A 26,928-nucleotide genomic window follows, 5' to 3' on the forward strand; every position below is an offset into this window, starting at 1 on the left:
CACAGGTGGTCCCCGGTGTCGGGTGCGGGGCCCGCCGAAGGGCCCGACCGGGGGTTCGGGACCCGTCGGCCGGGCCTACGAGAAGAGCCGGCGCCAGGTCTCCGGCCCCGGGTAGCCGTCCGCCGCGCCGCCCCGCCAGCCCTGGGTGCGCTGGAAGGCCTCGACGGCACGCCGGTCCGCCTCGCCCCAGCGCGGCCCCGGCCCGACGGCGTAGAACCTGCCGAACCCCTTGCGCACCAACTGCCTCCCGAGCCGGGTGACGTACGCGTTGCTGGCGCCGGGCCGGAACATCGCCCGCCCCGGGTAGCCGGGGACGCCGTGCGAGGCGGGCGGGGGTCCGACCGCCCCGTCCTTCACGTCCTTGCCCCGGCCCGTGACCAGCAGCTCCCAGGTGCGCGGCCCGGGCAGGCCGTCCGCGTCCGCGCCGGTCCAGCCCTGGGCCAGCTGGAAGGCCCGGGTCGCCCGCCGGTCCGCGTCCGTCCAGCGCGGCCCCGGGCCCGAGGCGTAGGAGGCGCCGGCCCCGCGCGCGACGAGCATGCGGCCGAGCAGCGTGACGTACTTGTTGTGCGCGCCGGGGCCGAAATACGCCGCCCCCGGATACGGCGTGGCGGCCGGGGCGCCGGGCTTCCCGCTGTCCGGCTCGGGCTCCGGCTCCTCGGGGGTGAGGCCCTTGTAGCGGTAGGGGACGTACTGGTCGGAATCGCTCCAGTACGCGTACGGGGTGGACTGCCGGCGGGTGTGCGGGCGGGTCTGCTCGTAGGCGATGTAGTAGCTGTGCGTGTAGTCGGTCCAGCCGCCGAAAATGGTGACGTGCGAGCCTTTCTCGGGGGCGGACGCGTTGTGGAACAGCAGAATGTCGCCCGGCTGGAGTTCCTCCTTGGAAATCCGCTCCCCGTACTGGGCGAGACTGCCCGTCCATTCGTTCCGGGGCAGCTGCCAGGCCATGGAGACATAGCCGGAGCAGTCCTGCCGGTAACCGTCGGACCAGTAGGCGGTCATGCTGTACGGCACCTTCGCGGCGACCCAGGTCTTGGCCCGGTTGATGATCTCCGCCCGGGTGGTGGCGGTGGGCTTGAGGGAGGCCGCGGGCTTGGCGGGCCGGCCGCCGGGGCCGTGCAGCGGGGCCTTGCTTCCCTGTGGGGTTTCGGGCTCTTCACCTGCGGAAACGCCCTGGCGGTGGGGGGCGTGCAGGGCGGCGGCGGCCGGTGCGGTGTGGCCGGCGCCGAGTGCGGCGGAGGCGACGGCGGCCAGGGCGAGGGCGCGGTGGGCGGCCGGGTGGGCGGTGGTGCGGCCGGCCGGGGAATGCGGCAGGACGCGGCGCCAGTGGACGCAGCCGGGGCAGTCGCAGTCGCTCGCGGGGTCGAATTCCTCGAATACCGGAGACTCCATGCGATTCCCCTCACACTTCCGGCGGAAAATGCGGCACCCGTGCACGTCCGGGCGCGCGTCGTCAGTTTCGCAACTGTCTTCCGCACGCGCATGCTGACGGTCCGAATGATGTACGCGGGGGCCTTCCGGGAGCCGCGGCGGCCCCAGGACGGTGGTTAGGAGCACCCCCGGACGTCCTGTAGAGTTACGACGTCAGCGCGCGCCGCTAGCTCAGTTGGTTAGAGCAGCTGACTCTTAATCAGCGGGTCCGGGGTTCGAGTCCCTGGCGGCGCACGATGCCGGTGGCGGCTTGTGTTCGCAGACAACGCGAACGCGAGCCGCCACCGTCGTTTTCTGCGCGGCTCCGCCGCGCGCTGTGGGGGCTCCGTCACCCACACCCCCTTTGCTCGGCGTCATGGCGACCGGGGGTCAAGAAGCCCTGCGCGGAGCCCCCGCACCGACCGGAAGGCCCCTCGCGGGAGCGGGGGGCCTTCTTGTATCTCCGAGGGCCCCTGTCTCTGGCCGGAACCCGGCCCCCCGCCCGATTGGCCGGATACCCTCTCGCCATGGCAGCGCGTGACCTCCAGGAGCGGATCAAGAAGCTCATCATCGACCGCCGGCTGGCCTCCGGGGCCCCGCTGCCGACCGAGCCCGAGCTGATGGAGTACCTCGGCGCGAGCCGGAACTCGGTGCGGGAGGCGCTGAAGGCGCTCCAGGCGATGGGCATCGTGGAGATCCGGCACGGGTTCGGGACGTACGTCGGCCCCATGTCCCTGGCCCCGATGATCGAGGGCCTCGCCTTCCGCACGGTCGCCGGGCACTACCGGGGCGAGGACTCCCTGCTCCAGCTGCTCGAACTCAGGGAGGCCGTGGAGACGGGGCTCGTCTCCCGGCTCGCGGGGCGGATACCGCGCACGGACCTCGTCGAACTGGACGCGCTCGTCGACCGTATGGAAGAGCAGGCCGCGCGCGGAGCCGGCCTCGCCGAGACCGACCGGGCCTTCCACGCCACCCTCTACCGGGGGCTGGACAACGTGCTGCTGAGCGAGGTCCTGGAAGCCTTCTGGGACGCCTTCCACCGGGTCCGCACGGACCTCGGGGGCGAGCCGCAGGACCCGAAGGTGACCTGCCGGCAGCACCGGGAGATCCTCGACGCGGTCCGCTCCGGCGACTCGATGCGGGCGGAGGAGGCCATAAGAGAGCACTTCGGCAACATCCGCGCCCGCCTGTCCACAACGGCTCCACAGGGTCCCCACACCCGCCACAATGAACGCGTATGACCGGTAAACACCGCGTTTCGCATCTTGCGATCATGATGAACGCCGTAGAACCCTGGTTTTCTGGTTTTTCAAGATGCTGCGCTTTCGCGGCAGTTGGGGGGATTCGGAGCCGGTTGCGGATCGAGCGGGGGTAGGGGCCCCGTTCATGAAGCGATGCCGTGGGGGGCATCATGCAACCGGAAGGTCGCGTTGCCGTGTCTATAGGGTGTGGATGACGTGGTGACAGCGACCCACCACTGATACGTCTGTGAAGGTCGAGGGGGACCTGGAGCAGACGGTAGGAAGCGACGAAACACGCGGCTGTTCCGCGTGTGGGGGGATGACTCATGACGTCGAGGCCGACGGGCGCCCGGCAGGACCACGACCCGTCCCAGACCACCCAGCTCAGGGTGCCGGCGCATCGGATGAGCACCACGGGGACATTCCGGCGGATCAAGAAGACGCTGCCGAGATACGACTACGAGCACTACAGCCGGCTCGCGGGTCCCCTCACCCAACCCGATCCGACCAAGCCGTACAAGGTGCAGTACCGCTCGCTCATCTCGCAGGAGCCGCACCGCATCCGGGTGGCCCTGATGCTGGCGGCGGCCCCGGTGCTCTCGCTGGTGCTGCTGTTCTGGCTGCTCCAGCCCGAGCACTGGACCGAGCGCGACTACCCGGCCTTCGACTGGCTGCCGGCGCTGGACGTCGTCATGCTCGTCTCGATCGGCCTGATCGAGTTCTTCCGCTGCATGAACGTGCTGTCCAACGCGCACGCCACGCTGGTCGCCCGCGACCCGATCCCGGTGGTGCCCGAGACCGGCACGAGAGTGGCCTTCCTCACCTCCTTCGTGCCCGGCAAGGAGCCGCTGGAGATGGTGACGAAGACCCTGGAGGCGGCCGTCAAGATCCGCCACCGGGGTCTGATGCACGTCTGGCTGCTGGACGAGGGCGACGACCCCGAGGTGAAGGCGGTCTGCGAGCGCCTCGGCGTGCACCACTTCTCCCGCAAGGGCGTCGCGAAGTGGAATCAGGCCAAGGGCCCGCACCGCGCCAAGACCAAGCACGGCAACTACAACGCCTGGCTGGAGGCGCACGGCGACGACTACGACTTCTTCGCCTCGGTCGACACCGACCACGTGCCGCTGCCCAACTACCTGGAGCGGATGCTCGGCTTCTTCCGCGACCCGGACGTCGGCTTCGTCATCGGCCCGCAGGTCTACGGCAACTACGACAACCCCATTACCAAGGCCGCCGAGTCGCAGCAGTTCCTCTTCCACGCGCTGATCCAGCGCGCGGGCAACCGCTACGGCTCCCCGATGTTCGTCGGCACGTCCAACGCGGTGCGCATCAAGGCGCTGAAGCAGATCGGCGGTCTGTACGACTCGATCACCGAGGACATGGCGACCGGCTTCGAGATGCACCGCCACAAGAACCCGGCGACGGGCAACAAGTGGCGCTCGGTGTACACGCCGGACGTGCTCGCGGTCGGGGAGGGCCCGAGCGCCTGGACGGACTTCTTCACCCAGCAGATGCGCTGGTCGCGAGGGACGTACGAGACGATCATCGGGCAGTACTGGAAGGGCTGGTACTCGCTGCCGCCGAGCAAGCTCTTCAACTACACCATGATGATCATCTTCTACCCGATGTCGGCCCTGAACTGGATTCTTGCGGCGCTCAGCTGCGCGCTGTTCCTGGGCCTGGGCGCCTCGGGTGTGAACATCGACCCGGCGGTCTGGCTGATGCTCTACGGCAACGCCTCCGCCCTGCAGATCGGCCTGTACGTCTGGAACCGCCGGCACAACGTCTCGCCGCACGAGCCGGAGGGCTCCGGCGGTGTGGCCGGCATGGTGATGTCCGCGCTGTCGGCGCCGCTGTACGCGAAGGCGCTGATCGACTCGGTGCTGCGGCGCAAGAGCAAGTTCGTGGTCACCCCCAAGGGCGATTCGGCGAGCCCGGACCGCTGGTTCGCCACGTTCCGCTACCACTGGTACTTCATCCTGATCTTCGCCGCCTCGATCACGGCGGGCTTCGTCTTCGGCAACTCCCACCCCGCGATGATCATCTGGGCGACGTTCGCGCTGCTGATCACGGCCTCGCCGATCTTCGCCTGGCGCTGGCAGCTGCGGCAGGACGCGAAGAAGCCCGCCCGCCACGCGGCGGAGCAGCCTCAGGACCCTGCCGGGCCGCACCGGACGCAGCCGCTGCCCATCCCGCAGCAGCAGGCGCCGCACGCCCCGCAGAACAAGCCCAGTTGGGCCGCCACCCCTGGCGGCAACGGGGAGGTCGGGGGAACCGACCAGACCATGCAGATCGCCCTTGGTGGACTTGGGGGACGTAAGGAATGAACGACCGTGCAGGCCGCCGCCGGGCCCGTCGACTCGCGATCGGCACGGCGGTGGTACTCGCGCTGGCCGGGATGAACGGGCCGTGGCTCTATCGCTTCAGCACCGAGAAATACCACCAGTACAAGATCAACCAGCCGGAGTACAAGGCCGCGAACGGCAAGTGGGAGATCATCGAGTTTCCCGAGGAGTACCGGCAGAACACGATCCACGCGGCGCTGCTGCGCACCGGCAAGGTGCTGCTCGTCGCGGGGTCGGGCAACAACCAGGAGAACTTCGACGCGAAGAAGTTCGACACCCGTATCTGGGACCCGGTCAAGGGCACCATCAAGAAGGTCCCCACGCCCAGCGACCTGTTCTGCACGGGCCACACCCAGCTCGCCAACGGCAACCTGCTGATCGCGGGCGGCACCAAGCGGTACGAGAAGCTCAAGGGTGACGTCACCAAGGCCGGCGGCCTGATGATCGTCCACAACGAGAACCCGGACAAGCCGATCACCCTGCCCGCGGGCACGAAGTTCACGGGCAAGGAGAACGGCAAGACCTTCGTCTCGAAGGACCCGGTGCTGGTGCCGCGCGCCAAGAAGGTCTTCGACAAGGCGACCGGCAGGTTCCTGCGCAACGACCCCGGCCTCGGCCGGATCTACGTCGAGGCGCAGAAGCGGGGCAAGAAGTTCGAGACGGGCACGCAGGACAACTACCGCGTGCACGGCCTCGACGGCGCCGACGCGCGCAACACGTACGGCATCGCGCAGAAGCTCGCCCTCGACAAGAAGGACTTCCAGGGGATCCGGGACGCCTTCGAGTTCGACCCCGTCGCCGAGAAGTACATCAAGGTCGACCCGATGAAGGAGGCCCGCTGGTACCCGACGCTCACCACCCTGAGCGACGGGAGGATCCTCAGCGTCTCCGGCCTCGACGACATCGGCCAGCTGGTCCCGGGCAAGAACGAGATCTTCGACCCGAAGACCAAGAAGTGGACCTACACCGACAAGGTCCGGCAGTTCCCGACCTACCCGGCGCTGTTCCTCATGCAGAACGGCAAGGTCTTCTACTCGGGTTCCAACGCGGGCTACGGGCCGGACAACGTGGGCCGGGACCCGGGCGTGTGGGACGTGGACACGAACAAGTTCACGAAGGTCCCGGGGCTGAGCGACCCCAAGCTGATGGAGACGTCCGGCACGGTGCTGCTGCCGCCGGCGCAGGACGAGAAGTACATGGTGATCGGCGGCGGTGGCGTCGGCGAGTCCCAGGAGTCCAGCGAGAAGACGAGGATCGTCGACCTGAAGGACGACGACCCGCGCTTCGTGGACGGCCCGTCCCTGGACAAGGGCACGCGCTACCCGAACGCCTCGATCCTGCCGGACGACAGCGTGCTGATCTCCGGCGGCTCGGAGGACTACCGGGGCCGCGGCGACTCCAACATCTTCGAGGCGCGGCTGTACGACACGGAGAAGAACGAGCTCAAGCGGGTCGCCGACCCGCTGGTGGGCCGCAACTACCACTCCGGTTCGATCCTGCTGCCCGACGGTCGCGTGATGTTCTTCGGCTCCGACTCGCTCTACGCCGACAAGGCCAACACCAAGCCGGGCAAGTTCGAGCAGCGCATCGAGATCTACACCCCGCCGTACCTGTACGGCGACGCGGACCGGCCCGCGCTGTCGGGCGGGCCGCAGACCATCGAGCGCGGCGGGACGGGGACGTTCACCTCGTCCGACGCGGCGAAGGTCGACAAGGTCCGGCTGATCCGGCCGAGCGCCGCCACGCACGTCACGGACGTCGACCAGCGGTCCATCGCGCTGGACTTCAAGGCGTCCGGCGACAAGCTGACGGTGACCGTGCCGGAGAACCGGAACCTGGTCCAGGCGGGCTGGTACATGCTGTTCGTGACGGACGCCCAGGGCACGCCGAGCAAGGCGCAGTGGGTCAAGGTGCCGTAGCCGACGGCTCGTCGGGGGCGCTCTCCGGTGCGGGGGGCGCCCCTTTCGCGTGTCTGCCCGCACGGGCCGTTGACGGGAAACCGGCTTGACCTGCACACGGCACCTGGTGTGCTCTCTCGGTACGAGATCGGCACGTGTGGTCAACGGTGGCGGGGGCAACGGGAGATGACCGAGTCGACCACGTCGGGTCCGGTGGCCGAGGAGGTCCTGGCCGCCGCGACCGTCCAGGTCACGGGCGCGGACGGGCACATCGGCGGTCTGGGCGTGGTCATCGCGCCCACCCTGGTGCTGACCTGCGCCCATGTCGTGCTGGACGCGCTGGGTCTGCCCGAGCGGCAGAGCGAGCTGCCCGAGGGGCTCGTGCGCCTCGCCCTCGTCCTCCGGGAGGGCGAGCCGGTGGACGCCGTCGTACGCGACTGGGTGCCGGTGCGCGGGAACGGCACCGGGGACGTGGCCGTCCTGTCCCTGACCCGCCCGCTGCCCGCGGCCCGGCCCGTCGTCATGGTGGCGCCCCGGGACGTCTGGGACCACTCGGCCATCGTTTTCGGACTGCCCAGGGACGACACGGGCGGCGGCTGGCACACCGCCCGGCTCCGCGCCCGCACCGGCACGGGCCGCCTGCAGATGTCCCCGCTCGACGGCCAGACCGACCCCATCCAGCCCGGCTTCAGCGGCTCCGCCGTCTGGGACGACGACCTCGGTGCCGTCGTCGGCATCGTCGCCTCGATCTCACCGGCGCACCGGGGACAGAGCTTCTGCATCCCGACCCGCACGATCCTCGGCGAACTGCCCGGCCTGGCCATGCTGCTCGCGCCCTCCTCCCCCTTCCCCGGGCTGCGCCCGTACACCGAGGAGCACAGCGCGCACTTCTTCGGCCGGGACGAGGACGTCGACGCCGTCCTCACCCTGCTGTGCCCGCAGGGGACGCCCGAGGGCTGCGTGACCCTGACCGGCCCGTCCGGCTCCGGCAAGTCCTCCCTGCTCATGGCGGGCGTGCTGCCCCGCCTGAAGGAACAGGACACGGACGTCGTCACGCTGCGCGCGGAGGGCCGCCTGCCCGACGCCGCCTCGGTCGGGCAGGCCCTGCGGGAGCACCGGTCCGCTCGCGGGCTCGTGCTGGCCGTCGACCAGGCGGAGGCGCTGCTGCTGCGCCCCGAGGAGGAGCTGCGGGCCCTGGTGGACGCGCTCCTCGACGCCGGCCGCCACCCCGGAGTGGCGGTCCTGGTGGCGCTGCGGACCGACTTCCAGGACGCGACCCTGCGCCACCCGGAGCTGAGCCGCCTGATCGGCGGGGCGCCCGCGCACCAGCTGGGCCTGATGACCCGCGAACAGCTCACCGAGGTGGTCCGGCTGCCGCTGCGGGCCTTCCCGGGCGTGGAGTACGACAGCGGCCTGGCCGACCGGCTCATCGAGGACGCGGCGGGCCGCCCCGGCGCCCTGCCCCTGCTCGGTTTCGTCCTCACCACCCTGTGGGACCGGCAGGTCGGCGGCCGGCTCCGCCTCGACACGTACCGCGAACTGGGCGGTCTCGGCGGGGTGTTGAGCAGCCGGGCCGACTCGGCGTGGCAGCGGGCGCTGCGCGGTGCGACGCGGGAGGCCGGGACCGGGCTGCTGCGCGCGCTGGTGCAGGTCCCGCCGGGCAGCGGTACGGCCCTGCGCGCCCGGCTCGCCCGCCGCGACGCCGGGGAGGAGCAGTGGGCCATCGCCCGCGAGCTCGCCGAGGCCCGGGTCCTCGTCCTCGGCGCGGACCCCGAGCGGGGCGAGACGGTCGAGCTGGCCCACGAGGCGCTCATCGAGCACTGGCAGCCCCTGGCCGAGCAGGTGGAGAGCGACCGCACGTTCCTCACCTGGCGCGGCGAACTCCGCTACGACCGGGCCCGCTGGTGGCGGGCCGGGCGGCCGGACGGGCTGCTGCTGGAGGATCCGGCGCTGCCGGTGGCGGAGCGCTGGCTCGCCGAGCGCGGGGACGAACTGACCGACGAGGACCGGGAGTTCATCGAGGCGGGTGTCGCGCTGCGGGATCGCAAGCGGGCCGAGGCCGCGAGATCGGAGCGCCGGAAGCGGTATCTGCGGATGCTGGGGGCGGTGGTCACCGTGCTGGCCGTGGTGGCGGCGGCCGTGGTGTCGGTGCTGTATCTGAACCTGCTGACGGAGCAGCGGCGGCTGGCGTCGGACCGGCTGGCCCAGCAGGCCGCGAGCCTCGACGGCACGTCCCTGACCGTGTCCTCGCTGTACACGGTCGGGGCGTACCGGTCGGAGGCCCGGCCGGACGCGCGGTCCGCCCTGCTGGCGCAGTACCTGCGGATGCAGGACATGGAGCGGGTGGTGATGGAGGGGCGTCACGACGTCGAGGACGTCGCGCTCTCGGAGGACGGCGCCTCCGCGTACGCCCTGCTCGCCAGCGGCCACTACGTGCGGCTCGACCTGCGGAGCAAGACCCGGCCGGAGCCGCTCCTCTACAACAAGGCGACCGACAACGCGCACATGGCCGTGTCGCCCGACGGCCGGACAGCGGCCCGGGCGAATGACTGGGGCGTGATCTCCATGGGCGTACCGGATCCCTCCGGCGACCTGCGGACCGTCGTCCTCCGGCAGGAACAGCAGCTGGGGGAGAACCTGCGCGGCGTGCACGACCTGCGTTTCGACGGGGACGGCGGGCGGATCCTCGCCGCGATCCCCCGCGAGGGCGTGCTCGTGTGGCGCACGGACGACGGCCGCCGCACGGGCCGTACGCTCGCCCCGCCGAAGGGCTGGGACGCGGCGCAGGCGTGGTTCGGCGCGGACGGGACGGTGGTGGCGCGGATCGTCCCCGAGGACGCCGCCGCGGACGACACCCGGGGCCGGCTGGTCTCCTGGGACCTCGGCAGCGGTGCCCTGCGCCGCCCCTGGGGCGAGCAGGCCGCGGCCAGGGCGACGGTCAGCGGCAACGGCCGCGTCCTGGTGACCTGCACGACCCAGGGCGTGCTCGAAGCGTGGCGGCTGGGTGCCTCGCCGAAGCGTTTCCGCAACTGGAACAACTCCGTCTTCCAGGGGCTGTGCCCCCTCAACACGCCCCGGCTCGACGCCTCCGGCCGCTATCTGATCAACCCCACCGGGCGCATCGGCAACGACCTCGGCCGGCTGCGGTTCCTCGTCCTCGACCTGGAGAAGGGCTGGCCGGCCACCTTCGACGTGCCTGCCGCCGCTCCGGAGGACCAGAACATCACCGGCCGCGGGCTCACCCCGCCCGTCGCGTTCGCCGGGCCGCCCGGTGACTTGCGCGCGGTCGTCGCCGCCGGCGGCAGCATCGTCACCGTGCGGGTCCGGCCGCCGACGTCGTTCGACACCAACGCCCTCCTCAACCGCATCCGCACACCGGACGGCCCGTCCGGCAGGATGGCCGTCGTCGACCCCAGCGGCAAGGTCCTGCGGTTGTGGGACCTGGCGGGCCGCAAGCTCCTCGCGACCGCGCGGCCGTCCCGGCCGCTGGCCCCCATGTACGCGGCGTTCAGCCCGGACGGGCGGTGGATGCTGACCATCGCCGAGGACCGGCGCACGGTCCTGGCCTGGCGGATCGACGGCGGCACCCTGACGGAGGAACACGCCCTCGAACTGCCCGCCCCGCCGGACATCACGGCCGCCGGCCCGGACCCCCGCACGGGGCTCACCCCGTCCTGGATCAACATGAGCTTCTCCGACGAGAACCACGCCGTGATCTCGGGGCTGTCGTACGTCTCCCGCTGGCGGCTCGACACCGGGAAGCCGGACGGTGACGTCTACCGGCCCTCGGTCCAGGAGGACTGGCAGCTCGCCAACGAGGCGGCGGGCACCTTCGCCATCGCCATCCCCGGCAAGCCCCAGGCGCTGGTGCGGAAGCTGGACGAGTTCGGCGTCTGGGACTTCTCCAGTGGTGAGTTCACGAGGTGGCACAAGCCGGAACCCGGGAAGGAACGGTCGATCCAGTCCTTCAGCCTCTCCCCCGGCGGAAAGCTGCTCGCCGTGCAGTACGCCGGCGGGCAGGTGCGCCTCTGGGACGTGCGGAAGAAGAAGTTCAGGGAGCCGGACCTCGCCTCCGACGGCGTCTACTACCTCGGCCGCTTCCTGGACAGCCGGCTGCTGCACACCACGACCGCCGCCGGCCAGCTGGTCGTCTGGGACGTGGCCGAACGCCGGGACACCTACCGCTACTACATGGGCTACGGCTCGATCGTCTCCCCGAGCACCGACGGCAGGTCCCTCACCATGCTGGACGGCTCCCGCACCTCCGTGGTCCCCCTCGATCCCGAGCGCTGGGCCGACCGGCTGTGCGCCCTCGCGGAGCGGGAGCTGACCGAGGGGGAGAAGGAACTGGCGGTCGATCCGGACCAGGTCGAGGACGTCTGCTAGGAACTGGCCTTCGCCAGCTTCAGCGCGTAGTCCGCCCACCACTGGCCCGCCTTCGGGCCGCCCTTGCACTCGCCGTCCGACTCGCCGGGCCGCTTGACCCACAGGTAGGCGTCGACCAGCGGGTCGGCCGTCTTCGTCGTCGGCGTCTCGCCCAGGGCGCGGCCGGGCGGGTTGCACCAGCGCTCGCCCGGGTCGCCCTCGGTGTACGGGCCCTTGCCGTTGCGGCTGGTGTCGATGACGAAGTGCTTGCCGCCGACCTTGGCGGAGAGCTGCTTGCCGTAGGCGATGGAGTCCTCGGTGGAGTAGAAGTTCGAGACGTTCACCGAGAAGCCGTCGGCCCGGTCGATGCCCGCGCGGTTCAGCGGCTCGAAGATCTGGTCGGGGTTCTGCCAGCCGGCGTTGCCCGCGTCCAGGTACACCTTCGTGTTCTTCAGGGACTTCAGCTTGGCGACGGCGCCCTTGAGGAGGTCGTAGCGCTCCTCGTGGAACTGCTCCGGGGTGCAGCCGTCCACGAGGTGGAGCAGCGCGTCCGGTTCGAGGATGACCGTGGCCGGCCGGTCGCCGATGCCCGCGGCCACGCCGTCGACCCACGCGCGGTAGGCGTTGCCGTCGGCGGCGCCGCCCTGGGAGTACTGGCCGCAGTCGCGGTGCGGGATGTTGTAGAGGACGAGCAGGGCCGTACGGCCGGCCTTGTCGGCTGCCTCGGTGAAGCCCCGGGTCTGTTCCTCGGGGTTGTCCGGGCCGACCCACTCGGCGACCGGCTGCTCGGCGATCTTGCGGATCGCCTCGGCGTCCCGCTTCTTGCCGGACTTCTCCAGGGCGGCGACCTGCCGGGCCGCGGTGCCGTCCGGGTTGACCCAGAACGGGGCGGTCTCCTTGGGCTGTTGTGTGATCCCGGCGCCCGAGTCGGCGCTCTTGTCCGGTTCATCCCCCCCGCCGTCCGAGGAACACCCCGTGATCAGCAGTGCCGCCCCCAGCACCACCGCGGACATCCGCCTCCCCGCGGACGCCCCGACCCCCCTGCTGCCGTACATCCAACTCCCCCTTGGGTGCACCGTTCCAAGTCTCAATCCTGACACACGTCCCGCGGCACCCACGAGGCCGAACCCGACCTGCGTGGATGACGCAGAGCCACCGTATCGGGACTTGGCGTTATTCAACCTCTAGGCCCGGACGGCCGTTTGGTTCTAGAGTCGTCTCAGCCGGGCCCGGCCTCGGCCAGAGATTCACCCACCGTGCCCCCGCGGCCTCCCGCGCGGCTCGCCGGGTCACTCCCGCAGCCCGTGCGCGCGCGGTCGAGGACCGGCCCGGTCGGCGGCTTCAGGGGGAGCGGGCCGTCGACCGGGCTGGGTGGGCGCGTCACAGGCCGTTCCAGTGAGGTATCACAGGCCGGTCCCCGTGAGGTACGCCGACACCACCACGTTCGCCGTGTAGCTGCGGGTCGCGCGGTCGAAGCTGCCGCCGCAGGTGACCAGCCGCAGTTCGGCCCGGCCCGACTGGCGGGGGCCGTACGCCTGGTGGGCGTCGAAGCGGTCGCGGGTGAGGACCTGGACCGACTCGACGGTGAACTCGGCGACCTTGGCGTCGGCCCGGATCACCCGGATCGTCTGGCCCGGCCGCATGGCACTGACCTTGTAGAACACGGCCGGCCGGGTGTCGGTGTCGACGTGGCCGACCAGGAGCGCGGTGCCGGGCGCCCCGGGGGCCACGCCGCCCGCGTACCAGCCGACCACGCCGGGCTGGTCGTACGGCGGCGGGTCGAGCGCCCCGCGCGCGTCCAGGCCGCGCGCCACGACGGGTGCCTGGACACCGAGCCCGGGGATGTCGACGCGCTGCGGCAGCGCGTCGGCGAGCGGGCGGTGGGCGGGGGGCAGCTTCACGTCCGGGGGCCGGCCGGCCGCCGCCATGTCGCCCGTGGTGGGGGCGGACATGCCGTGCCGCACGTCGGTGACCTCGCGGCCCCACAGCCACAGCCCGAGCAGCAGCACCACCCAGGCCACGCCGGTCAGCAGGCGGCCCGTACCCGGAGAGAACCTCTGTTCGTGGTCGGACATGGTCAGTCCGTCCCGCGGCTCCGGCGGACACCGCCCAGCGCGACGACCACCGCGGCCACCCCCGCCAACACCAGGCCGGTCACGCCCTGGGCCGTGCCCGGCCCGGTCCCGCGCTCCTCGGCGGCGACCAGGTCGGCGGCGCCACCACCGCCCGCGCGCACGGGAGCGACGGGCGAGGCGTACGGGCTCGGCGGCCGGGACCCCTCCGGCCCGGACGGTTCACCGCCGGCTCCCGATGCGGGCGACTGCCCGCCCTTCTCCGGAACGGCCCGCTGCCTCTCGCCGTCCCGGACGGTGAGCGTGCCGGTCCGTTCGGTGTCTCCGCAGGTGACCTTCACGGCGTACGTCCCCGCCGCGAGCGTGGAGCGGACGCGGCTCTCGCCGGCCAGCTCGCGCCCGCCGCCGGTGACGGTGAGCCCGCCGTCGGTGACGGTGAGCCGGGCGTCGGCGACGAACGCCGCCGAGGCGGCGACGGCCGTCCGCTGCGCGCAGCCGGTCACGCGGACCGTGACGTCACCGCCGGGCGCGGGGGTCGCCGGGATCACCGAGACGCCCCCCGTGTCCGCCGCGTACGCCGCCGGGGTCAGGGCGGCCGCGGCCAGGACGGTCGTGCAGAGAGTGACTCTCAGGGAACCCATCGTGAACCTCCAGACGCCTGGAGCCTCCCCCGCGCGGCCGCCCGCCGCATCCGCAGGGACGCGGCGGCTGCTCCGTACGGGTGACGACGGGTTTGAGTCCCGGGACGCGGTCCGACGGGTCCGGGGTCAGACCCGGTCGACCAGGTCCGCGATCGAGTCCACGACCTGCGAGGGCCGGTACGGGAAGCCGTCGACCTGGTCGGGGCGGGTCAGGCCGGTGAGCACCAGGAAGGTCTGCATCCCGGCCTCCATGCCGGCCAGCACGTCGGTGTCCATGCGGTCGCCGATCATCGCGCTGGTCTCGGAGTGCGCCCCGATGGCGTTCAGCCCGGTCCGCATCATCAGGGGGTTCGGCTTGCCCGCGAAGTACGGCTTCTTGCCGGTCGCCTGGGTGATCAGCGCGGCCACCGCGCCGGTCGCGGGCAGCGGGCCCTCGGTGGACGGGCCGGTCTCGTCGGGGTTGGTGCAGATGAAGCGGGCGCCGCCGAGGATGAGCCGGACCGCCTTCGTCATGGCCTCGAAGGAGTACGTGCGGGTCTCCCCGAGGACGACGTAGTCCGGCTCGTGGTCGGTCAGGATGTAGCCGATGTCGTGCAGCGCGGTGGTCAGGCCGGCCTCGCCGATGACGTACGCCGAGCCGCCCGGCCGCTGGTCGTCCAGGAACTGGGCCGTGGCCAGGGCCGAGGTCCAGATGGACTCGATCGGCACCTCCAGGCCCATGCGGCGCAGCCGGGCGTGCAGGTCGCGCGGGGTGTAGATCGAGTTGTTGGTGAGCACCAGGAAGGGCTTGCCGGACTCGCGCAGCTTCTTCAGGAAGGCGTCGGCGCCGGGGATCGGTACGCCCTCGTGGATGAGCACCCCGTCCATGTCGGTGAGCCACGACTCGATGGGCTTGCGGTCTGCCATGTGCGGGATCTCCCTGCCGTACGCGGTCCTGCGTCGCCCCAGCCTAAACAGTGACGGGATCTTGCGGAATGGGCCGCTCCTGGCATCCCGACCGGCGGGACGGCGGGTGGCGTCCCGACCGGCGGCACGGCGAGTGGTATCTACCTGCGGGTCGGCGGGTGGCATGCCCACCGGCCGACGGCGGGTCAGTGGTGGCGGCGGCGCGCGAGGAGCAGGGCCCCGCCCCCGGTGAGCAGCAGGGCAGCGGCGGCCGCGGCGAGCTGGACGCCGGTTCCGGTGCGGGCCAGTTCCTCGGCGAAGGGGAACCGGTCCTCGCGGGGCGGGGCTGTGGCGTCGCCCTCCGGCCGGGTGCCGGTACCGTCGCCGTCCCCCGCCCCGCCGCCCTCGATGCCGAACCGGTAGTCGTTGGACTGCCCCACCCAGTCGCCGTCGTCGTCGTGCCGCTGCACGACGGCCGCGTTGGCGGTGACGTCGTTGGCCACGGCGTCCGAGGTGACCGCGAGCCGCACCTTCACGGTGACGGTCCTCCCCGGGCCGACGGTGAACCCGCCGAAGCCGCCCTCGTCGTCCGCGAACGCCCCGACGAGTTCGTCCTCGCCGGTCTTCTCGAACCGCACGGGACGGGCCCGCGTGCCCTCGAAGAACTCCAGCCGCGGCTGGGACGGCTCCATGGCGCGCCGGTCGTCGACGAGCACGACGACGGGGTGGATGCCCGAGCAGGTCCGGTCGGTCGTGTTGGTCAGGTCCAGGTACCAGGTCCCGAAGCCGCCCCCGGCCGTGTAGGAGTCCGGCCCGCCGTGGATGCGGGTGGTGAGCGGGAAGGTGTGGTCGTCGGGCGCGGCACAGGCGGGCGCCGGGTCGTCCGCGTACGCCGGAGGGGCACCAGGGAGCAGGACGACGGCGGTGGCCGCCAGGCAGAGCAGAGCGGGCGTGCAGAGTCGCATGGACATGTGACCTTGCCGGAACGGAAGGACCTCGTGCCGGTGTCGCCGGAATCGGCCCCGAACGGCGGCGCGAATCCGCCCGGTCGGCGGACAGCTCCTAGGACTTTGCGGACACGGCCTAGCGGCGCCCGAGGGCCTTGGCGCGGGAGTGGGCCCAGCCGGTCAGGGCGGCACCGGTGGCGGTGAGGGCCGTGTAGGTCAGCAGCAGCGCGGCGAACCCGCCGGGCAGGCCGCCCAGCACCCCCCGCTCCCCGTGGTCGACGAGGAGCCGGACGAGTGCCTGGGCGCACACGACCAGCACCACCATGCCGAGGATCTGCAGGACGTCGTACTTCATGATCTTCCTTCCGTGCGGTGGCCGGCGATGGAGTGACGTTACGAACGTATCAATCAGTGAAGCCGAATCACCCCTTACTGTTCGACCACTGCCTATTTACGTCACACTTTCTCGGCGCGCTATCGTGAAAGCGTGCGTGACGAAAAGAAGTGCCCGGTGTGCGGCACGGGCCTGGCCCGCCCGGAGCGGGGGCGTCCGCCCGTCTACTGTTCGCGGAGCTGCCAGGCCCGGGCCTACCGGCGGCGCCGGCAGCCGCTGCCCGAGCCGGGCACGCCGCCGGTGTCCCGACCGACGGAGGTCCGGACGCGGCAGCGGCTGCGGATCGCCGAGGCGGTGTGGCGCATCGCGGCCGGGCAGGGCCTGGAGGCGGCGAGCATGCGCCGGATCGCGGCCGAGGCGAGGGTGTCGCTGCGGGTCGTGCAGTACCACTTCGACTCCAAGCACGCCCTCCTCGTCGACGCGCTGCGCCTGCTGCACGAGGAGAACGAGCGGCTGGCCCGGGCGCGCATCCCGTACGACATGACGGACCTCTGCGCCCTGCTGCGGGCGGTGCTGGACGAGTTCCTGCCGCTGGACGACCAGCGCGCCTTCGCCCTGCGCGTGTTCACGGCGTACTACGCGCGGAGCCTGACGGATCCCGCGCTGGCGGCGGTCTTCCTGGCCGCCGAGCAGCCGCTGGAGCGGCTCGTCGCGGACATCATCGGCGTGGCCGAGGCGACCGGGGCGACGGCACCGGGCATCGACCGGGCGCACGAGGCGGACCTGCTGGTGTCGGGAGCCATCGGCCTGGGCCTGGACGTCCTGCACGAACGCCGCTCCCTGGCGGACGTGCGGAGGGTGCTGGACTACCACCTGGCCCGGATCTTCCCCACCGGGGCGGCCGAGAGGGCCGAGGCCGGCTAGGCGGCGAGAGGGCGTGCCGGGCGTCGCGGGGCAGGCGGGACTTTGCGGACACCTCCTAGGTCCTCGGGGCAGCCGCCGGCGTGCGGGCGGGCGAGGGTCCGGGCACCGGACCGGTCGTCGACGCCCCGGCAGGCGCCTCACCCACCCCCGCGCCCGAACACCGGCCCGAGCACCAACTGCGCCGCCCCCACCGCCACGGTCCGTCCGCCGCCGGGGGCGACCCGTACCGGAACGGCGTCCTGCCCCGTTCGCCGGGCCCGCTCCGCCAGTACCGCGGCGACCCCGCGCACGAACGCCTCCGGAGCCGCGGTCACCGTACGGCCGCCGAGCAGGACGACGTCGATGTCGAGCAGGCCGACCAGGTTCGCCGCCCCGGCCCCCAGCACCCGCGCCGCCTCCTCCAGGTCGCCCCGCGCCACCGCGCCGAGGCACAGCGCCTCGACGCAGCCCCGGTCGCCGCAGGTGCACGGCGGGCCGTCCAGCTGGATCACCTGGTGGCCGAACTCCCCCGCCCCGGTCCGGGCGCCCCGGTGCACGCCGCCGCCGATCACCAGCCCGGCCCCCAGCCCCGTACCGAGGTGCAGGTAGGCGAAGGAGCCGCCCTCGCCCCCGGCGGCCAGGCCGAGCGCCGCCGCGTTGGTGTCCTTGTCGACCACCACCGGCACTCCGAGCCGGTCCGTCAGCGCCTCGCGCAGCGGAAAGCCGTCCCACTCGGGGAACCCGGTCACCCGGTGCAGCACGCCCCGGGCGTGGTCGAGCGGCCCGGGCAGCGCGACGCCCGCGCCCAGCGGCGCCCGGTCGAACCCGTCCGGCAGCACCTCGGCCACCGCGTCCCGTACCGCCCCCAGCACGGCCCCGGCCCCGCCCCCCAGGTCGAGCGCGGTCCGCCGCTCCCCCACCACGGTCCCCCGCAGGTCCACGAGGACGACCCGCACCTCGTCCCGGTCCAGATGGACCCCCACCGCGTGCCCCGCCTCGGGCACCAGCCGCAGCACCGTGCGCGGCTTGCCCCCCGTGGAGGCCCGGCGGCCCGCCTCCGCCGCGAGCCCGTCCTCCCGCAGCCGGGCCGTGATCTTGCTGACGGCCTGCGGGGTGAGCCCGGTCCGCTCGGCGAGTTCGAGCCGGCTGATGCCGTCGGCCCCGGCCGTCCGCAGCAGGTCGAGCACCAGCGCGGTGTTGTGGCTGCGCAGGGCGAGCAGGTTCGCCCCGCCCCCGCCCCCGCCGCCGCGCATGCCGCCCACCCCGCCCGTACCGTCGTCCGCCCTGTTCACGCCCCCATTGTCCCCGGCGCTTGCACTTTGGCAACAGCGTTGCGAAAGTGGACGGCATGACTGGCACACCCCTCGGTACAGCTCCCGGCACAGCCCCCGGCTCGCCCCTGCGCGTCGGCCTCGTCGGCTACGGCCTCGCCGGCTCCGTCTTCCACGCCCCGCTGATCGCCGCCACCGAGGGCCTCACCCTCGACACGGTCGTCACCTCGAACCCGGAACGGCAGCAGCAGGCCCGTGCCGAGTTCCCGGACGTGCGCCTCTCCGCCTCGCCGGACGAGCTGTTCGACCGGGCCGCCGAGCTGGACCTGATCGTCGTCGCGTCCCCGAACAAGACGCATGTGCCGCTCGCGACCACCGCCCTCGAGGCCGGCCTGCCGGTCGTGGTCGACAAGCCCGTCGCGGGCACGGCGGCCGAGGCCCGCACGCTCGCCGCCCTGGCCGAGGAGCGCGGCCTGCTCCTCTCCGTCTTCCAGAACCGCCGCTGGGACAACGACTTCCTCACCCTGCGCAAGCTGCTGGAGGAGGGCGAGCTGGGCGACGTCTGGCGGTTCGAATCCCGCTTCGAGCGCTGGCGTCCGCAGCTGAAGGGCGGCTGGCGCGAGTCCGGCGACCCGGCAGAGATCGGAGGTCTGCTCTACGACCTCGGCAGTCATGTCGTCGACCAGGCCCTGGTCCTCTTCGGCCCGGCGGCGGCCGTGTACGCGGAGTCGGACCTCCGCCGCCCGGGCGCCGAGACGGACGACGACACGTTCATCGCGATCACCCACGCGAGCGGCGTCCGCTCCCACCTCCACGTCTCCGCGACGACCGCCCAACTCGGCCCGCGCTTCCGCGTCCTGGGCTCGCGGGCGGGTTACGTGAAGTACGGCCTGGATCCCCAGGAGGCGGCCCTGCGCGAGGGACGCCGCCCCGGCCCCGACTGGGGCGCCGAACCCGAGTCGCTGTGGGGCCGGGTGGGCTCCGGAGAGTCCCCGGTGACCGGCGGCGGCCGCCCCGAACCGACCCTGCCGGGCGACTACCCCGCCTACTATGCGGCCGTAGCGAAGGCCCTGCTGGAGGGCGCCCCGAACCCGGTGACCGCGCGGGAGGCGGCCGCCGCCCTGGACGTACTGGAGGCCGCCCGTCGTTCGGCCCGCGAGAAGGTGACGGTGACCCTGTGACCCACAAGAGCAACCCCTCCCACAGCCAGGAGCTGACCCCGAAGTTCCACCCGGAACTCACCCCGAGCCTGGAGGAGCTGGAGAAGCAGGAACGCCTCCTGGTCTTCCGCCAGTTCACGCACGACGACGCCTGGGCGCTCGGCTCCCTCCTCGTGGAGCTGGCCCGGGAGCGGCAGGCCCCGGTCGCCATCGACATCCACCGCGCCGGCCAGCAGCTCTTCCACGCGGCGCTGCCCGGCTCCACCCCGGACAACGACGCCTGGATCGCCCGCAAGCGCCGGGTGGTCGAGCGCTACGGCTCGGCCTCCTACCTGGTCGGCGCCCGCTTCCGCGCCAAGGGCACGACGTTCGAGGAGTCCTCGCGCCTCGACCCCGACACGTACGCGGCCCACGGCGGCTCCTTCCCGATCACCGTGGAGGGCGTCGGCGTGATCGGCGCGGTGACGGTGTCGGGCCTGCCGCAGTTGCAGGACCACCGGCTCGTGGTGGAGGCCCTGGAGCAATTCCTCGACCGTTGAGCCGCGTTGGAATCATCACCGGCTCCCTCCGGTTGGCACCTGCGTACACGTGATCAAGCATGGCGCCCACCGGAGGGAACCGAACAGATGAGCACTCCCGTGAAGGAAGCGGTCGGCCGGTACGGCATCTGGAGCGTGGGCCTGCGCTCGGAGGACCCGGACCGGCGCGGCGAACTCGCCGAGGCCGCCGCCGAACTGGAGGAACTCGGCTACGGGGCCGTCTGGCTGGGCGGCAACACCTCCGCCGCCCACGCCGCCCCGCTGATCGAGGCGACCTCCCGGCTCACCGTCGGCACCAGCATCCAGAGCATCTGGCAGCACGAGGCGGACGCCACCGCCGCGGCCTTCGCCGAGCTGGAGTCCGCCCACCCCGGCCGTTTCGTGCTCGGCCTCGGCGTGAGCCACGCCAGGCTCGCGGAGCAGTACCGGCGTCCGTACTCGGCCCTCGTCTCCTACCTGGACGGCCTGGACGCCGCCGGGGTGCCCGCGGACCGCCGGGTCCTGGCCGCCCTCGGCCCGAAGAGCCTGCGGCTGACGCGCGACCGTTCCGCGGGGGCGATCCCCTACCTGGTCACCCCGGAGCACACCGCCCACGCCCGCGAGGTCCTGGGCGAAGGCCCCCTGCTGGCCCCCGAACTCGCGGTGGTCCCGGAGACGGACCCGGCCCGGGCCCGCGCCCTGGCCCGCGAGTTCCTGAAGATCTACCTCCCCCTGCCGAACTACACCAACAACTTCCTCCGGCACGGCTTCACCGAGGACGACCTCAAGGACGGCGGCAGCGACCGCCTGGTCGACGCCCTGTTCGCCTGGGGCGACGACGAGGCGATCCGCGCCAGGATCGACACCTTCTTCCAGGCGGGCGCGGACCACGTGGCCCTCCAGGTGGTGGACGAGGAACCGCGGGACGCCCTGCCGCGGAAGGCGTGGCGCAACCTGGCAGCGCTGCTGGACTGACGCTCCTGAAGGGCGCGGGGAACTGCGCGGCAAGCCACACACGGCCCGCGGCCGCCGGCCGTCACGCGACTCCCCGCCCCTCAGGCGTTCTTGAACTCCTGCCGCTGCCGCCCGAGCCCCTCGATCTCCAGCTCCACGACATCCCCGGCCCGCAGGTACGGCTTCGGCTCGGGCGCCCCCAGCGCCACCCCCGCCGGCGTCCCCGTGTTGATCACGTCACCCGGGTACAGCGTCATGAAGTGGCTGAGGTACCGCACGACCTCCCCCACCGGGAAGATCTGCTCGGCCGTCGTCCCGTCCTGCTTCAGCTCCCCGTTGACCCACAGCTTCAGCGACAGGTCCTGCGGGTCCGGCACCTCGTCCGCCGTCACCAGCCACGGCCCCAGCGGGTTGAACGTCTCGCAGTTCTTGCCCTTGTCCCAGGTGCCGCCCCGCTCGATCTGGAACTCCCGCTCGGACACGTCGTGCGCGACGGCGTACCCGGCGACATGCGCGAGCCCTTCCTCCGCGGACTCCAGATACCTGGCCGTACGCCCGATGACGACGGCCAGCTCGACCTCCCAGTCGGTCTTGCGGGACCCGCGGGGCACGAGCACCGTGTCGTGCGGGCCGACGACCGTGTCCGGCGCCTTCATGAAGAGGACCGGCTCGGCGGGCGGCTCGGCGCCCGTCTCGCGCGCGTGGTCGTGGTAGTTCAGCCCGATGCAGACGATCTTGCCGATCCGCCCCAGCGGCGGTCCGATCCGCAGCCCGGTGGCGTCCAGCGCGGGCAGCTCGCCGGCGTCGGCGGCGGCCCGGACCCGGCCGAGCGCGGCCTCGTCGCCGAGCAGCGCGCCGTCCACGTCCGCGACGACGCCCGACAGGTCCCGCAGGGTCCCCTCGGCGTCGAGCAGCGCGGGCCGCTCCGCCCCCGCCGTACCGACTCGCAGCAGCTTCATGATCACGTCTCCCTCGATCGCGGGCGCCCGCCCGACGCGCGTGACCCGGATGCGGCGGGGCAGCCATCGGAGGACTGGTCGATCCTCCAAGGTGAAAGTGCACTCCGCAATACCCCGTTCACGTACTGGACCGTCACCGCACCGGCCGGCTGCCGGTACAGAGACCGCCTACCGGTACAGCACGGCCCGCTCGACGACGCTCCACGTCGTGCTGGTCACGACGTACAGCGCGGCGGCCAGCGGCACCACGGCCACGGTGACGAGCGTGAAGAACGACATGAACGGCATGACCTTGGTCATCACCCCCAGCCCGGGCACCTGCTCGCCCTCCCCGGCCGGGACGACCGGGTTCTTGGCCATCATGCGCTTGCTGAGGCGGTAGCTGAACGCGGCGACGCAGGCGACGACCGCGAACAGCCCGGCGTACACCAGCCCCGCCCCGCCGAGGAGACCGCCGTCGAGCGCGTCCACCCACCGCTCCCCCAGCGGCGCGGCGAACAGCTGGTGGCCGAGCAGTTCGTTGGCCCGCCCGCCGATCGTGTCGCTGGAGAACAGGTGGTAGAGCAGGAAGAACGCCGGGATCTGGAGCAGCCCGGGCAGGCAGCCGGCCAGCGGCGACACCTTCTCCTCGGCGTGCAGCTCCAGTACGGCCTTCTGGAGCTTCTCGGGGTTCTTGCCGTGCTTCTTCCGCAGCTCGGCGATCTTCGGCTGGAGCGCGGTGCGGGCCTTCTGGCCGCGCGCCGCGGCCCGGGACAGGGGGTGGACGAGGAGTCGTACGAGCGCGGTGAACAGGACGATCGCGGCGGCGGCCGCGGAGGCGCCGAACAGCGGCTGGAGCAGGTCGGCGAGTCGCTCGACCAGGCTGGCGAAGACGGACATGGGTGAGCCCTCCGGGGGTCTCGTCGTGCCGGAATGAGACGTGGCGGCATGACGACCCGCGCGGGACAGCTCGAAGGACAGCTCGAAGGAGGTTCCCTACGCGACGGTCGCCCGGAGGGCGTGTCCGGGCGCGCGGGGACGGGTGCGCCCCCGGGCGTCGGGATCGCGCTGGGGCAGGAAGGCCGTACGGCGATCCCGGTCGCGGATGGCCGTACGCACCCGGGTGCGCGGCACCGTGGGCGCGCAGCGCGAGGCGACGACGGCGCAGACCGCGAGGGCGGCGGAGGCCGCGGCGGTCGCGGCGAGCGCGACGGTGGCGGAGAGGCTGCCGGTGTCGAGCAGCGCCACCTCGACGATCAGGAAGAGCAGCGCGAGAGCGGGACGCAGAGTCGTCCAACCGCGGTCCATCCGGCTGCCCCTCCTCTCGTACGTGTGTATGCCCTGCTGTTCGTTATACAGGATCGCCCCGCCGAACGGATCCGCGACTTCGTACACGGGTTTGAGAAAGGTTCGTCAGAACTCTCGACAACCCACCCGCCGCACCCGATGCTTCTCGATGCCACCGACCCGTTGCCTTGAACGGGCCAACACCCGCGACGCCGGGCCGGGGACCGGCGCCTGCCCCGATTCCTTTACGGAGGAGCCGTGATCCGACGCAGATCCCTGCTGGCCGCAGCGGGGGGTACGTTCCTCGGCAGCGCCCTGGCGACGGGCACCGCGCACGCGGACGCCACGATCGCCGTCAACCCGTCGACGACGTACGGCACCTGGGAGGGCTGGGGCACCTCCCTCGCCTGGTGGGCCAACGTCTTCGGCGCCCGGGACGACTTCGCCGACCTGTTCTTCACCACCAAGTCGGTCACGTACAACGGCCGTTCCCTGCCCGGCCTGGGCCTCAACATCGCCCGCTACAACCTCGGCGCGTGCAGCTGGAACAGCGTCGGCGGCGAGACCATGGTGGAGTCGCCCAACATCCCCGCCTTCAAGCAGATCGAGGGCTTCTGGCAGGACTGGAACAACGAGGACCCCACCTCCTCGGCCTGGAAGTGGACGGCGGACGCCAACCAGCGCGCGATGCTGGTCAAGGCGGTGCAACGGGGCGCGACAACCGAACTGTTCGCGAACTCCCCGATGTGGTGGATGTGCAGCAACCACAACCCCTCGGGCGCGGCCGGCGGCGGCAACAACCTCCAGACCTGGAACTACCGCCAGCACGCGAGCCACCTGGCGGCGACCGCCCTGTACGCGAAGTCGAACTGGGGCGTGAACTTCGCGACGGTCGACCCGTTCAACGAGCCGGCCTCCACCTGGTGGACCGCGACCGGCACCCAGGAGGGCTGCCACATGGACCCGGCGGTCCAGGCGGCCGTCCTCCCGTACATGCGCAGCGAGCTGGACAAGCGCGGCCTGACGGGCATCCGCATCGCGGCCTCGGACGAGACGAACTACGACACGGCCCGCTCCACCTGGGCGTCGTTCAGCTCCTCCACCAAGTCCCTGGTCTCCCAGGTCAACGTGCACGGCTACCAGGGCTCGGGCGGCCGCCGCGACCTCCTCTACACGGACGTGGTGACGACGTCCCGCAAGAAGCTGTGGAACTCCGAGACGGGCGACAGCGACGGCACGGGCCTGACGATGGCGTCCAACCTCTGCTACGACTTCCGCTGGCTGCACCCCACGGCCTGGTGCTACTGGCAGGTCATGGACCCGTCGACGGGCTGGGCGATGATCGCCTACGACGCGAACACCCTCCAGCCGACCACCGTCCAGACCAAGCACTACGTCCTGGCCCAGTTCAGCCGCCACATCCGCCCCGGCATGACGATCCTGGACACGGGCGTCAGCTACGCGGTGGCGGCGTACGACGCGCAGGCCCGCCGCCTGGTGATCGTGGCGGTCAACACGGCCACCTCCGCCCAGACCCTCACCTTCGACCTCTCCCGCTTCTCGACGGTGACGGGCGGCTCCGGGGGCCTGGTCCCCCGCTGGAACACGGTCACGACGGGCGGCGGCGACCTCTACACCCCGCGCTCGGACATCCGCCTGAACGGCAAATCGGTGAGCGTTCCCTTCGCGGCAAAGTCGGTCCAAACGCTCCAGATAGACAACGTGACGCTGTAGCCGGACTCGGCGACGGTTCGGAGCGAACCGTAAAGCCCTGGTGATGAGCGTGAGAGTCGGCCGGGGGTCTGGCCTGCGCATCCCTCACGCTCGTCACCTCCCGGCAGTACGGTGTCCCCCATGCGCCCCGACACGCCTGCCGAAAACGTCGACCACACCGCCGAGGCGGCACGCCTGGAGCGGACCGCCGCCCTGTATCCCGAGGACGCCGAGGCCCTGCTGCTGCGGGCAGCGGCCCACCTGGAACTCTCCGGCGACCGCCCCGGCGCGACGAAGCTCTACGACCGCCTGCTCTCCTCCTCCGAGGGCCTCGACGCCCCCCACCTGATCCGGGCGCTCAAGGCCTCGAACCTCTGGGAGTACGGCCACGAGGCCGAGGCCAGGGCGATCATCGAGGGCGTCCGGGTGGCGTCCCCCCGGGACCCGGCCCCCTGGGTGATCGTCGCCGAGGCCCTGGAGTCCCACGACGAGCTGGAAGCGGCGCACGACACGTTCACGGAGGCAGTACGCCTCCTCCTTTCCGACGTCCCGGAACCCCCGCAGCCGACGCACCCCCTCCTCTTCGGCCGCCACCGGGTCCGCCGCATGCTGGGCCGCTCCCACGACGAGTGGGACGCGGTGGCGGACTCGGTCCACTCCCTCCCGGTCTCCCTGGACGAACTCCACGACCCCAAGCGCGTGTGGTCCCTCGGCTCGGAGAACCCGGCGGAACTGGAAGCGGAGATCCTCCGCCTCCGCGCGGAACTGGGCGCCTACCGCGAGGCCCTCTCCCGCCCGTTCCCGGTGGCGATCCTCCACTGGCCGGCGGACGAACTGCGGGAACTCCTCGACGCGTACCCGGCGCTGGCACCGGAGTACCCCTCCCACACCGAACACCTCGCCTCAATAGAGCACGCCCTCCGCGAACTCTCCGCCTCCGGCACCCCGAACCTCGGCATCGTCACGGGCACGGTCCCCTCCTACGAGGCCTTCGCGGCATCGGAGGGCACATCCCCGGGCGACGCGACGCTGCTTCCCCAGTACGCGACGACACTGGCGGCACGGGGACGAGCGGTGGCCTGGCCCCCACAGAGCACCGCGGCGTGCTGGTGCGGCTCGGGCCGACCGTACGGCGCGTGCCACGGCAGCACGGCCTGACACAGGCAGCGGGCCCTCCGGCCCACCACCCCAAGACCCGGGCCGGCCCGACAGCCGTCCCCACGGAACCGCCACGACACGCCCCCCGTCTTCCCGAGCGACGACGACGGACACCTGACGACTGACGTCGGCTCGGGGGGGGGAGCGTCACGTGGACCAGCCCTGGCTCACGATCACACTCGTCATGGCCGCCGCCATGACGGCCTTCGGCATCGGGAACCTACGCATAGCCCAACGCCAACGCCGAGCCCTCTCCCGCCTCGGCGTCCGGGGCATCCGCACCAGGGGCGAGGTGGCCCGGGGCCCCCGCCGACAGGGCCCCACCCTCCACCCGCCCCAGGTCCGCTACAAAGCTCCACCACTCAACCGCCCCGACGCCCCACCCGACCAGACGTACCGCCGCACCCCGCTCAACCACGAGCAGCACCCTCTCCACACCGGCGTCCCGGTCGTCCTCCGCTACGACCCGAGGGACCCGCGCCGGGTGGTGGTCGTACACCAGAAGGACGGCAGGCCGGCGAACGTGTCGTACTCGGCGGGGGCGCACCTGGCCTGGGGTGTCTCCTGCGTGCTGCTCGGACTGGGGATGGGAGCGGGCGCGTTCTGGTGACGCCCCGACCGCCACGCCCCCGCCGACGCCCCGCCGCCGAACCGACCCGGCGTGCGCCGATCCGCTGAGGCGCTCACCGACGCCGGGTGACTGGACGGCCGACCAGTTGCGCCCCTCCCTGTGACCCACGCCTCTCCGGGCCGCCCGCTCGCTTCTCTCTCGTGCTGGAGCGGCCTTGAGGCGGGTCGCGGAAGCACGACACTGGCCATGAAGCGGGCGGCCCCACAGCACAAAATGGATCAACTTGTCAGCACCCCCTTCCGATGTCGGTGGCTGCTGCT

Annotated in this window: 22 protein-coding genes and 1 tRNA gene; 12 read left to right on the forward strand and 11 right to left on the reverse strand. The window is 72.2% G+C overall.

Features of this window, described 5'->3' with window-relative positions:
- Positions 1-75 precede the first annotated feature (75 nt).
- Positions 76-1,389: a peptidoglycan-binding protein gene (locus tag C1703_RS14435; RefSeq protein ID WP_114252959.1), complete on the reverse strand. Its 1,314-nt coding sequence runs from the start codon at positions 1,387-1,389 to the stop codon at positions 76-78.
- Between the two features lie 199 nt (positions 1,390-1,588).
- Between C1703_RS14435 and C1703_RS14440 the strand changes: the two genes are divergently transcribed.
- The 5 genes from C1703_RS14440 to C1703_RS14460 all read left to right on the forward strand — a co-directional run bounded on the left by C1703_RS14440 (position 1,589) and on the right by C1703_RS14460 (position 11,277).
- Positions 1,589-1,662 (forward strand) — tRNA-Lys (locus tag C1703_RS14440).
- A gap of 272 nt (positions 1,663-1,934) precedes the next feature.
- Entirely contained in the window at positions 1,935-2,648 is a 714-nt protein-coding gene (locus tag C1703_RS14445) for a FadR/GntR family transcriptional regulator (protein ID WP_114252961.1), read from the forward strand.
- Between the two features lie 326 nt (positions 2,649-2,974).
- Positions 2,975-4,975 (forward strand): cellulose synthase catalytic subunit, encoded by a 2,001-nt coding sequence (locus tag C1703_RS14450; protein ID WP_114252963.1) that lies wholly within the window; start codon positions 2,975-2,977, stop codon positions 4,973-4,975.
- The gene (locus C1703_RS14455) at positions 4,972-6,912 is read left to right on the forward strand and encodes a kelch motif-containing protein (protein ID WP_114252964.1); all 1,941 of its coding nucleotides are present in this window, start codon (positions 4,972-4,974) and stop codon (positions 6,910-6,912) included. Before C1703_RS14450 ends, C1703_RS14455 begins: the two co-directional genes overlap by 4 nt.
- Before the next feature lie 165 nt (positions 6,913-7,077).
- Entirely contained in the window at positions 7,078-11,277 is a 4,200-nt protein-coding gene (locus C1703_RS14460) for a trypsin-like peptidase domain-containing protein (RefSeq protein WP_114252966.1), read from the forward strand.
- Here the strand turns inward: C1703_RS14460 and C1703_RS14465 are convergent.
- The 6 genes from C1703_RS14465 to C1703_RS14490 all read right to left on the reverse strand — a co-directional run bounded on the left by C1703_RS14465 (position 11,274) and on the right by C1703_RS14490 (position 16,156).
- On the reverse strand, positions 11,274-12,311 hold the full coding sequence (locus tag C1703_RS14465) for a glycoside hydrolase family 6 protein (RefSeq protein WP_114252968.1): 1,038 nt from the start codon (positions 12,309-12,311) through the stop codon (positions 11,274-11,276). The genes C1703_RS14460 and C1703_RS14465 overlap by 4 nt on opposite strands.
- 348 nt (positions 12,312-12,659) lie before the next feature.
- On the reverse strand, positions 12,660-13,331 hold the full coding sequence (locus C1703_RS14470) for a class F sortase (protein ID WP_114252970.1): 672 nt from the start codon (positions 13,329-13,331) through the stop codon (positions 12,660-12,662).
- A 2-nt stretch (positions 13,332-13,333) separates the two neighbouring features.
- Complete coding sequence (locus C1703_RS14475; protein WP_114252972.1) at positions 13,334-13,969, reverse strand: hypothetical protein; 636 nt, start codon at positions 13,967-13,969, stop codon at positions 13,334-13,336.
- Positions 13,970-14,095: 126 nt separating this feature from the next.
- Entirely contained in the window at positions 14,096-14,875 is a 780-nt protein-coding gene (locus tag C1703_RS14480) for an HAD-IIA family hydrolase (RefSeq protein ID WP_031113304.1), read from the reverse strand.
- Between the two features lie 185 nt (positions 14,876-15,060).
- On the reverse strand, positions 15,061-15,825 hold the full coding sequence (locus C1703_RS14485) for an LPXTG cell wall anchor domain-containing protein (RefSeq protein ID WP_114252974.1): 765 nt from the start codon (positions 15,823-15,825) through the stop codon (positions 15,061-15,063).
- 112 nt (positions 15,826-15,937) lie between these two features.
- Entirely contained in the window at positions 15,938-16,156 is a 219-nt protein-coding gene (locus C1703_RS14490) for a hypothetical protein (RefSeq protein WP_114252976.1), read from the reverse strand.
- A gap of 132 nt (positions 16,157-16,288) precedes the next feature.
- On the opposite strand from C1703_RS14490, the gene C1703_RS14495 reads away from it, so the two are divergent.
- The gene (locus C1703_RS14495; protein ID WP_232840485.1) at positions 16,289-17,059 is read left to right on the forward strand and encodes a TetR/AcrR family transcriptional regulator; all 771 of its coding nucleotides are present in this window, start codon (positions 16,289-16,291) and stop codon (positions 17,057-17,059) included.
- A gap of 137 nt (positions 17,060-17,196) precedes the next feature.
- Here the strand turns inward: C1703_RS14495 and C1703_RS14500 are convergent, their stop codons facing one another.
- The gene (locus C1703_RS14500; protein ID WP_114257417.1) at positions 17,197-18,291 is read right to left on the reverse strand and encodes an ROK family transcriptional regulator; all 1,095 of its coding nucleotides are present in this window, start codon (positions 18,289-18,291) and stop codon (positions 17,197-17,199) included.
- A 95-nt stretch (positions 18,292-18,386) separates the two neighbouring features.
- Between C1703_RS14500 and C1703_RS14505 the strand changes: the two genes are divergently transcribed.
- The 3 genes from C1703_RS14505 to C1703_RS14515 all read left to right on the forward strand — a co-directional run bounded on the left by C1703_RS14505 (position 18,387) and on the right by C1703_RS14515 (position 20,962).
- Complete coding sequence (locus C1703_RS14505; RefSeq protein ID WP_114252980.1) at positions 18,387-19,490, forward strand: Gfo/Idh/MocA family oxidoreductase; 1,104 nt, start codon at positions 18,387-18,389, stop codon at positions 19,488-19,490.
- Positions 19,487-20,008, forward strand: coding sequence for a heme-degrading domain-containing protein (locus C1703_RS14510; RefSeq protein WP_114252982.1), 522 nt, complete (start codon positions 19,487-19,489; stop codon positions 20,006-20,008). The genes C1703_RS14505 and C1703_RS14510 overlap by 4 nt, the downstream gene beginning before the upstream one ends.
- 87 nt (positions 20,009-20,095) lie before the next feature.
- Positions 20,096-20,962, forward strand: coding sequence for an LLM class F420-dependent oxidoreductase (locus tag C1703_RS14515; RefSeq protein WP_114252983.1), 867 nt, complete (start codon positions 20,096-20,098; stop codon positions 20,960-20,962).
- An 80-nt stretch (positions 20,963-21,042) separates the two neighbouring features.
- Here C1703_RS14515 and C1703_RS14520 read toward each other — a convergent pair whose 3' ends face one another.
- From C1703_RS14520 to C1703_RS14530, 3 genes are all read right to left on the reverse strand, one after another.
- A complete protein-coding gene (locus C1703_RS14520; RefSeq protein WP_114252985.1) occupies positions 21,043-21,900 on the reverse strand; it encodes a fumarylacetoacetate hydrolase family protein in 858 nt (285 codons plus the stop codon).
- Positions 21,901-22,068: 168 nt separating this feature from the next.
- Positions 22,069-22,779, reverse strand: a complete 711-nt coding sequence (locus tag C1703_RS14525; RefSeq protein ID WP_114252987.1) for a YidC/Oxa1 family membrane protein insertase — start codon at positions 22,777-22,779, stop codon at positions 22,069-22,071.
- 96 nt (positions 22,780-22,875) lie between these two features.
- Entirely contained in the window at positions 22,876-23,187 is a 312-nt protein-coding gene (locus C1703_RS14530; RefSeq protein ID WP_114252989.1) for a DUF6412 domain-containing protein, read from the reverse strand.
- Between the two features lie 237 nt (positions 23,188-23,424).
- Here C1703_RS14530 and C1703_RS14535 point away from each other — a divergent pair, with 237 nt between their 5' ends.
- The 3 genes from C1703_RS14535 to C1703_RS14545 all read left to right on the forward strand — a co-directional run bounded on the left by C1703_RS14535 (position 23,425) and on the right by C1703_RS14545 (position 26,647).
- A complete protein-coding gene (locus C1703_RS14535) occupies positions 23,425-24,900 on the forward strand; it encodes a beta-1,6-galactanase (RefSeq protein ID WP_114252991.1) in 1,476 nt (491 codons plus the stop codon).
- Between the two features lie 120 nt (positions 24,901-25,020).
- Positions 25,021-26,037, forward strand: a complete 1,017-nt coding sequence (locus C1703_RS14540; RefSeq protein ID WP_114252993.1) for an SEC-C domain-containing protein — start codon at positions 25,021-25,023, stop codon at positions 26,035-26,037.
- Between the two features lie 151 nt (positions 26,038-26,188).
- Complete coding sequence (locus C1703_RS14545; protein WP_114252995.1) at positions 26,189-26,647, forward strand: DUF3592 domain-containing protein; 459 nt, start codon at positions 26,189-26,191, stop codon at positions 26,645-26,647.
- Positions 26,648-26,928 lie beyond the last annotated feature (281 nt).

Source organism: Streptomyces sp. Go-475 (assembly GCF_003330845.1).
Taxonomy (GTDB): domain Bacteria; phylum Actinomycetota; class Actinomycetes; order Streptomycetales; family Streptomycetaceae; genus Streptomyces.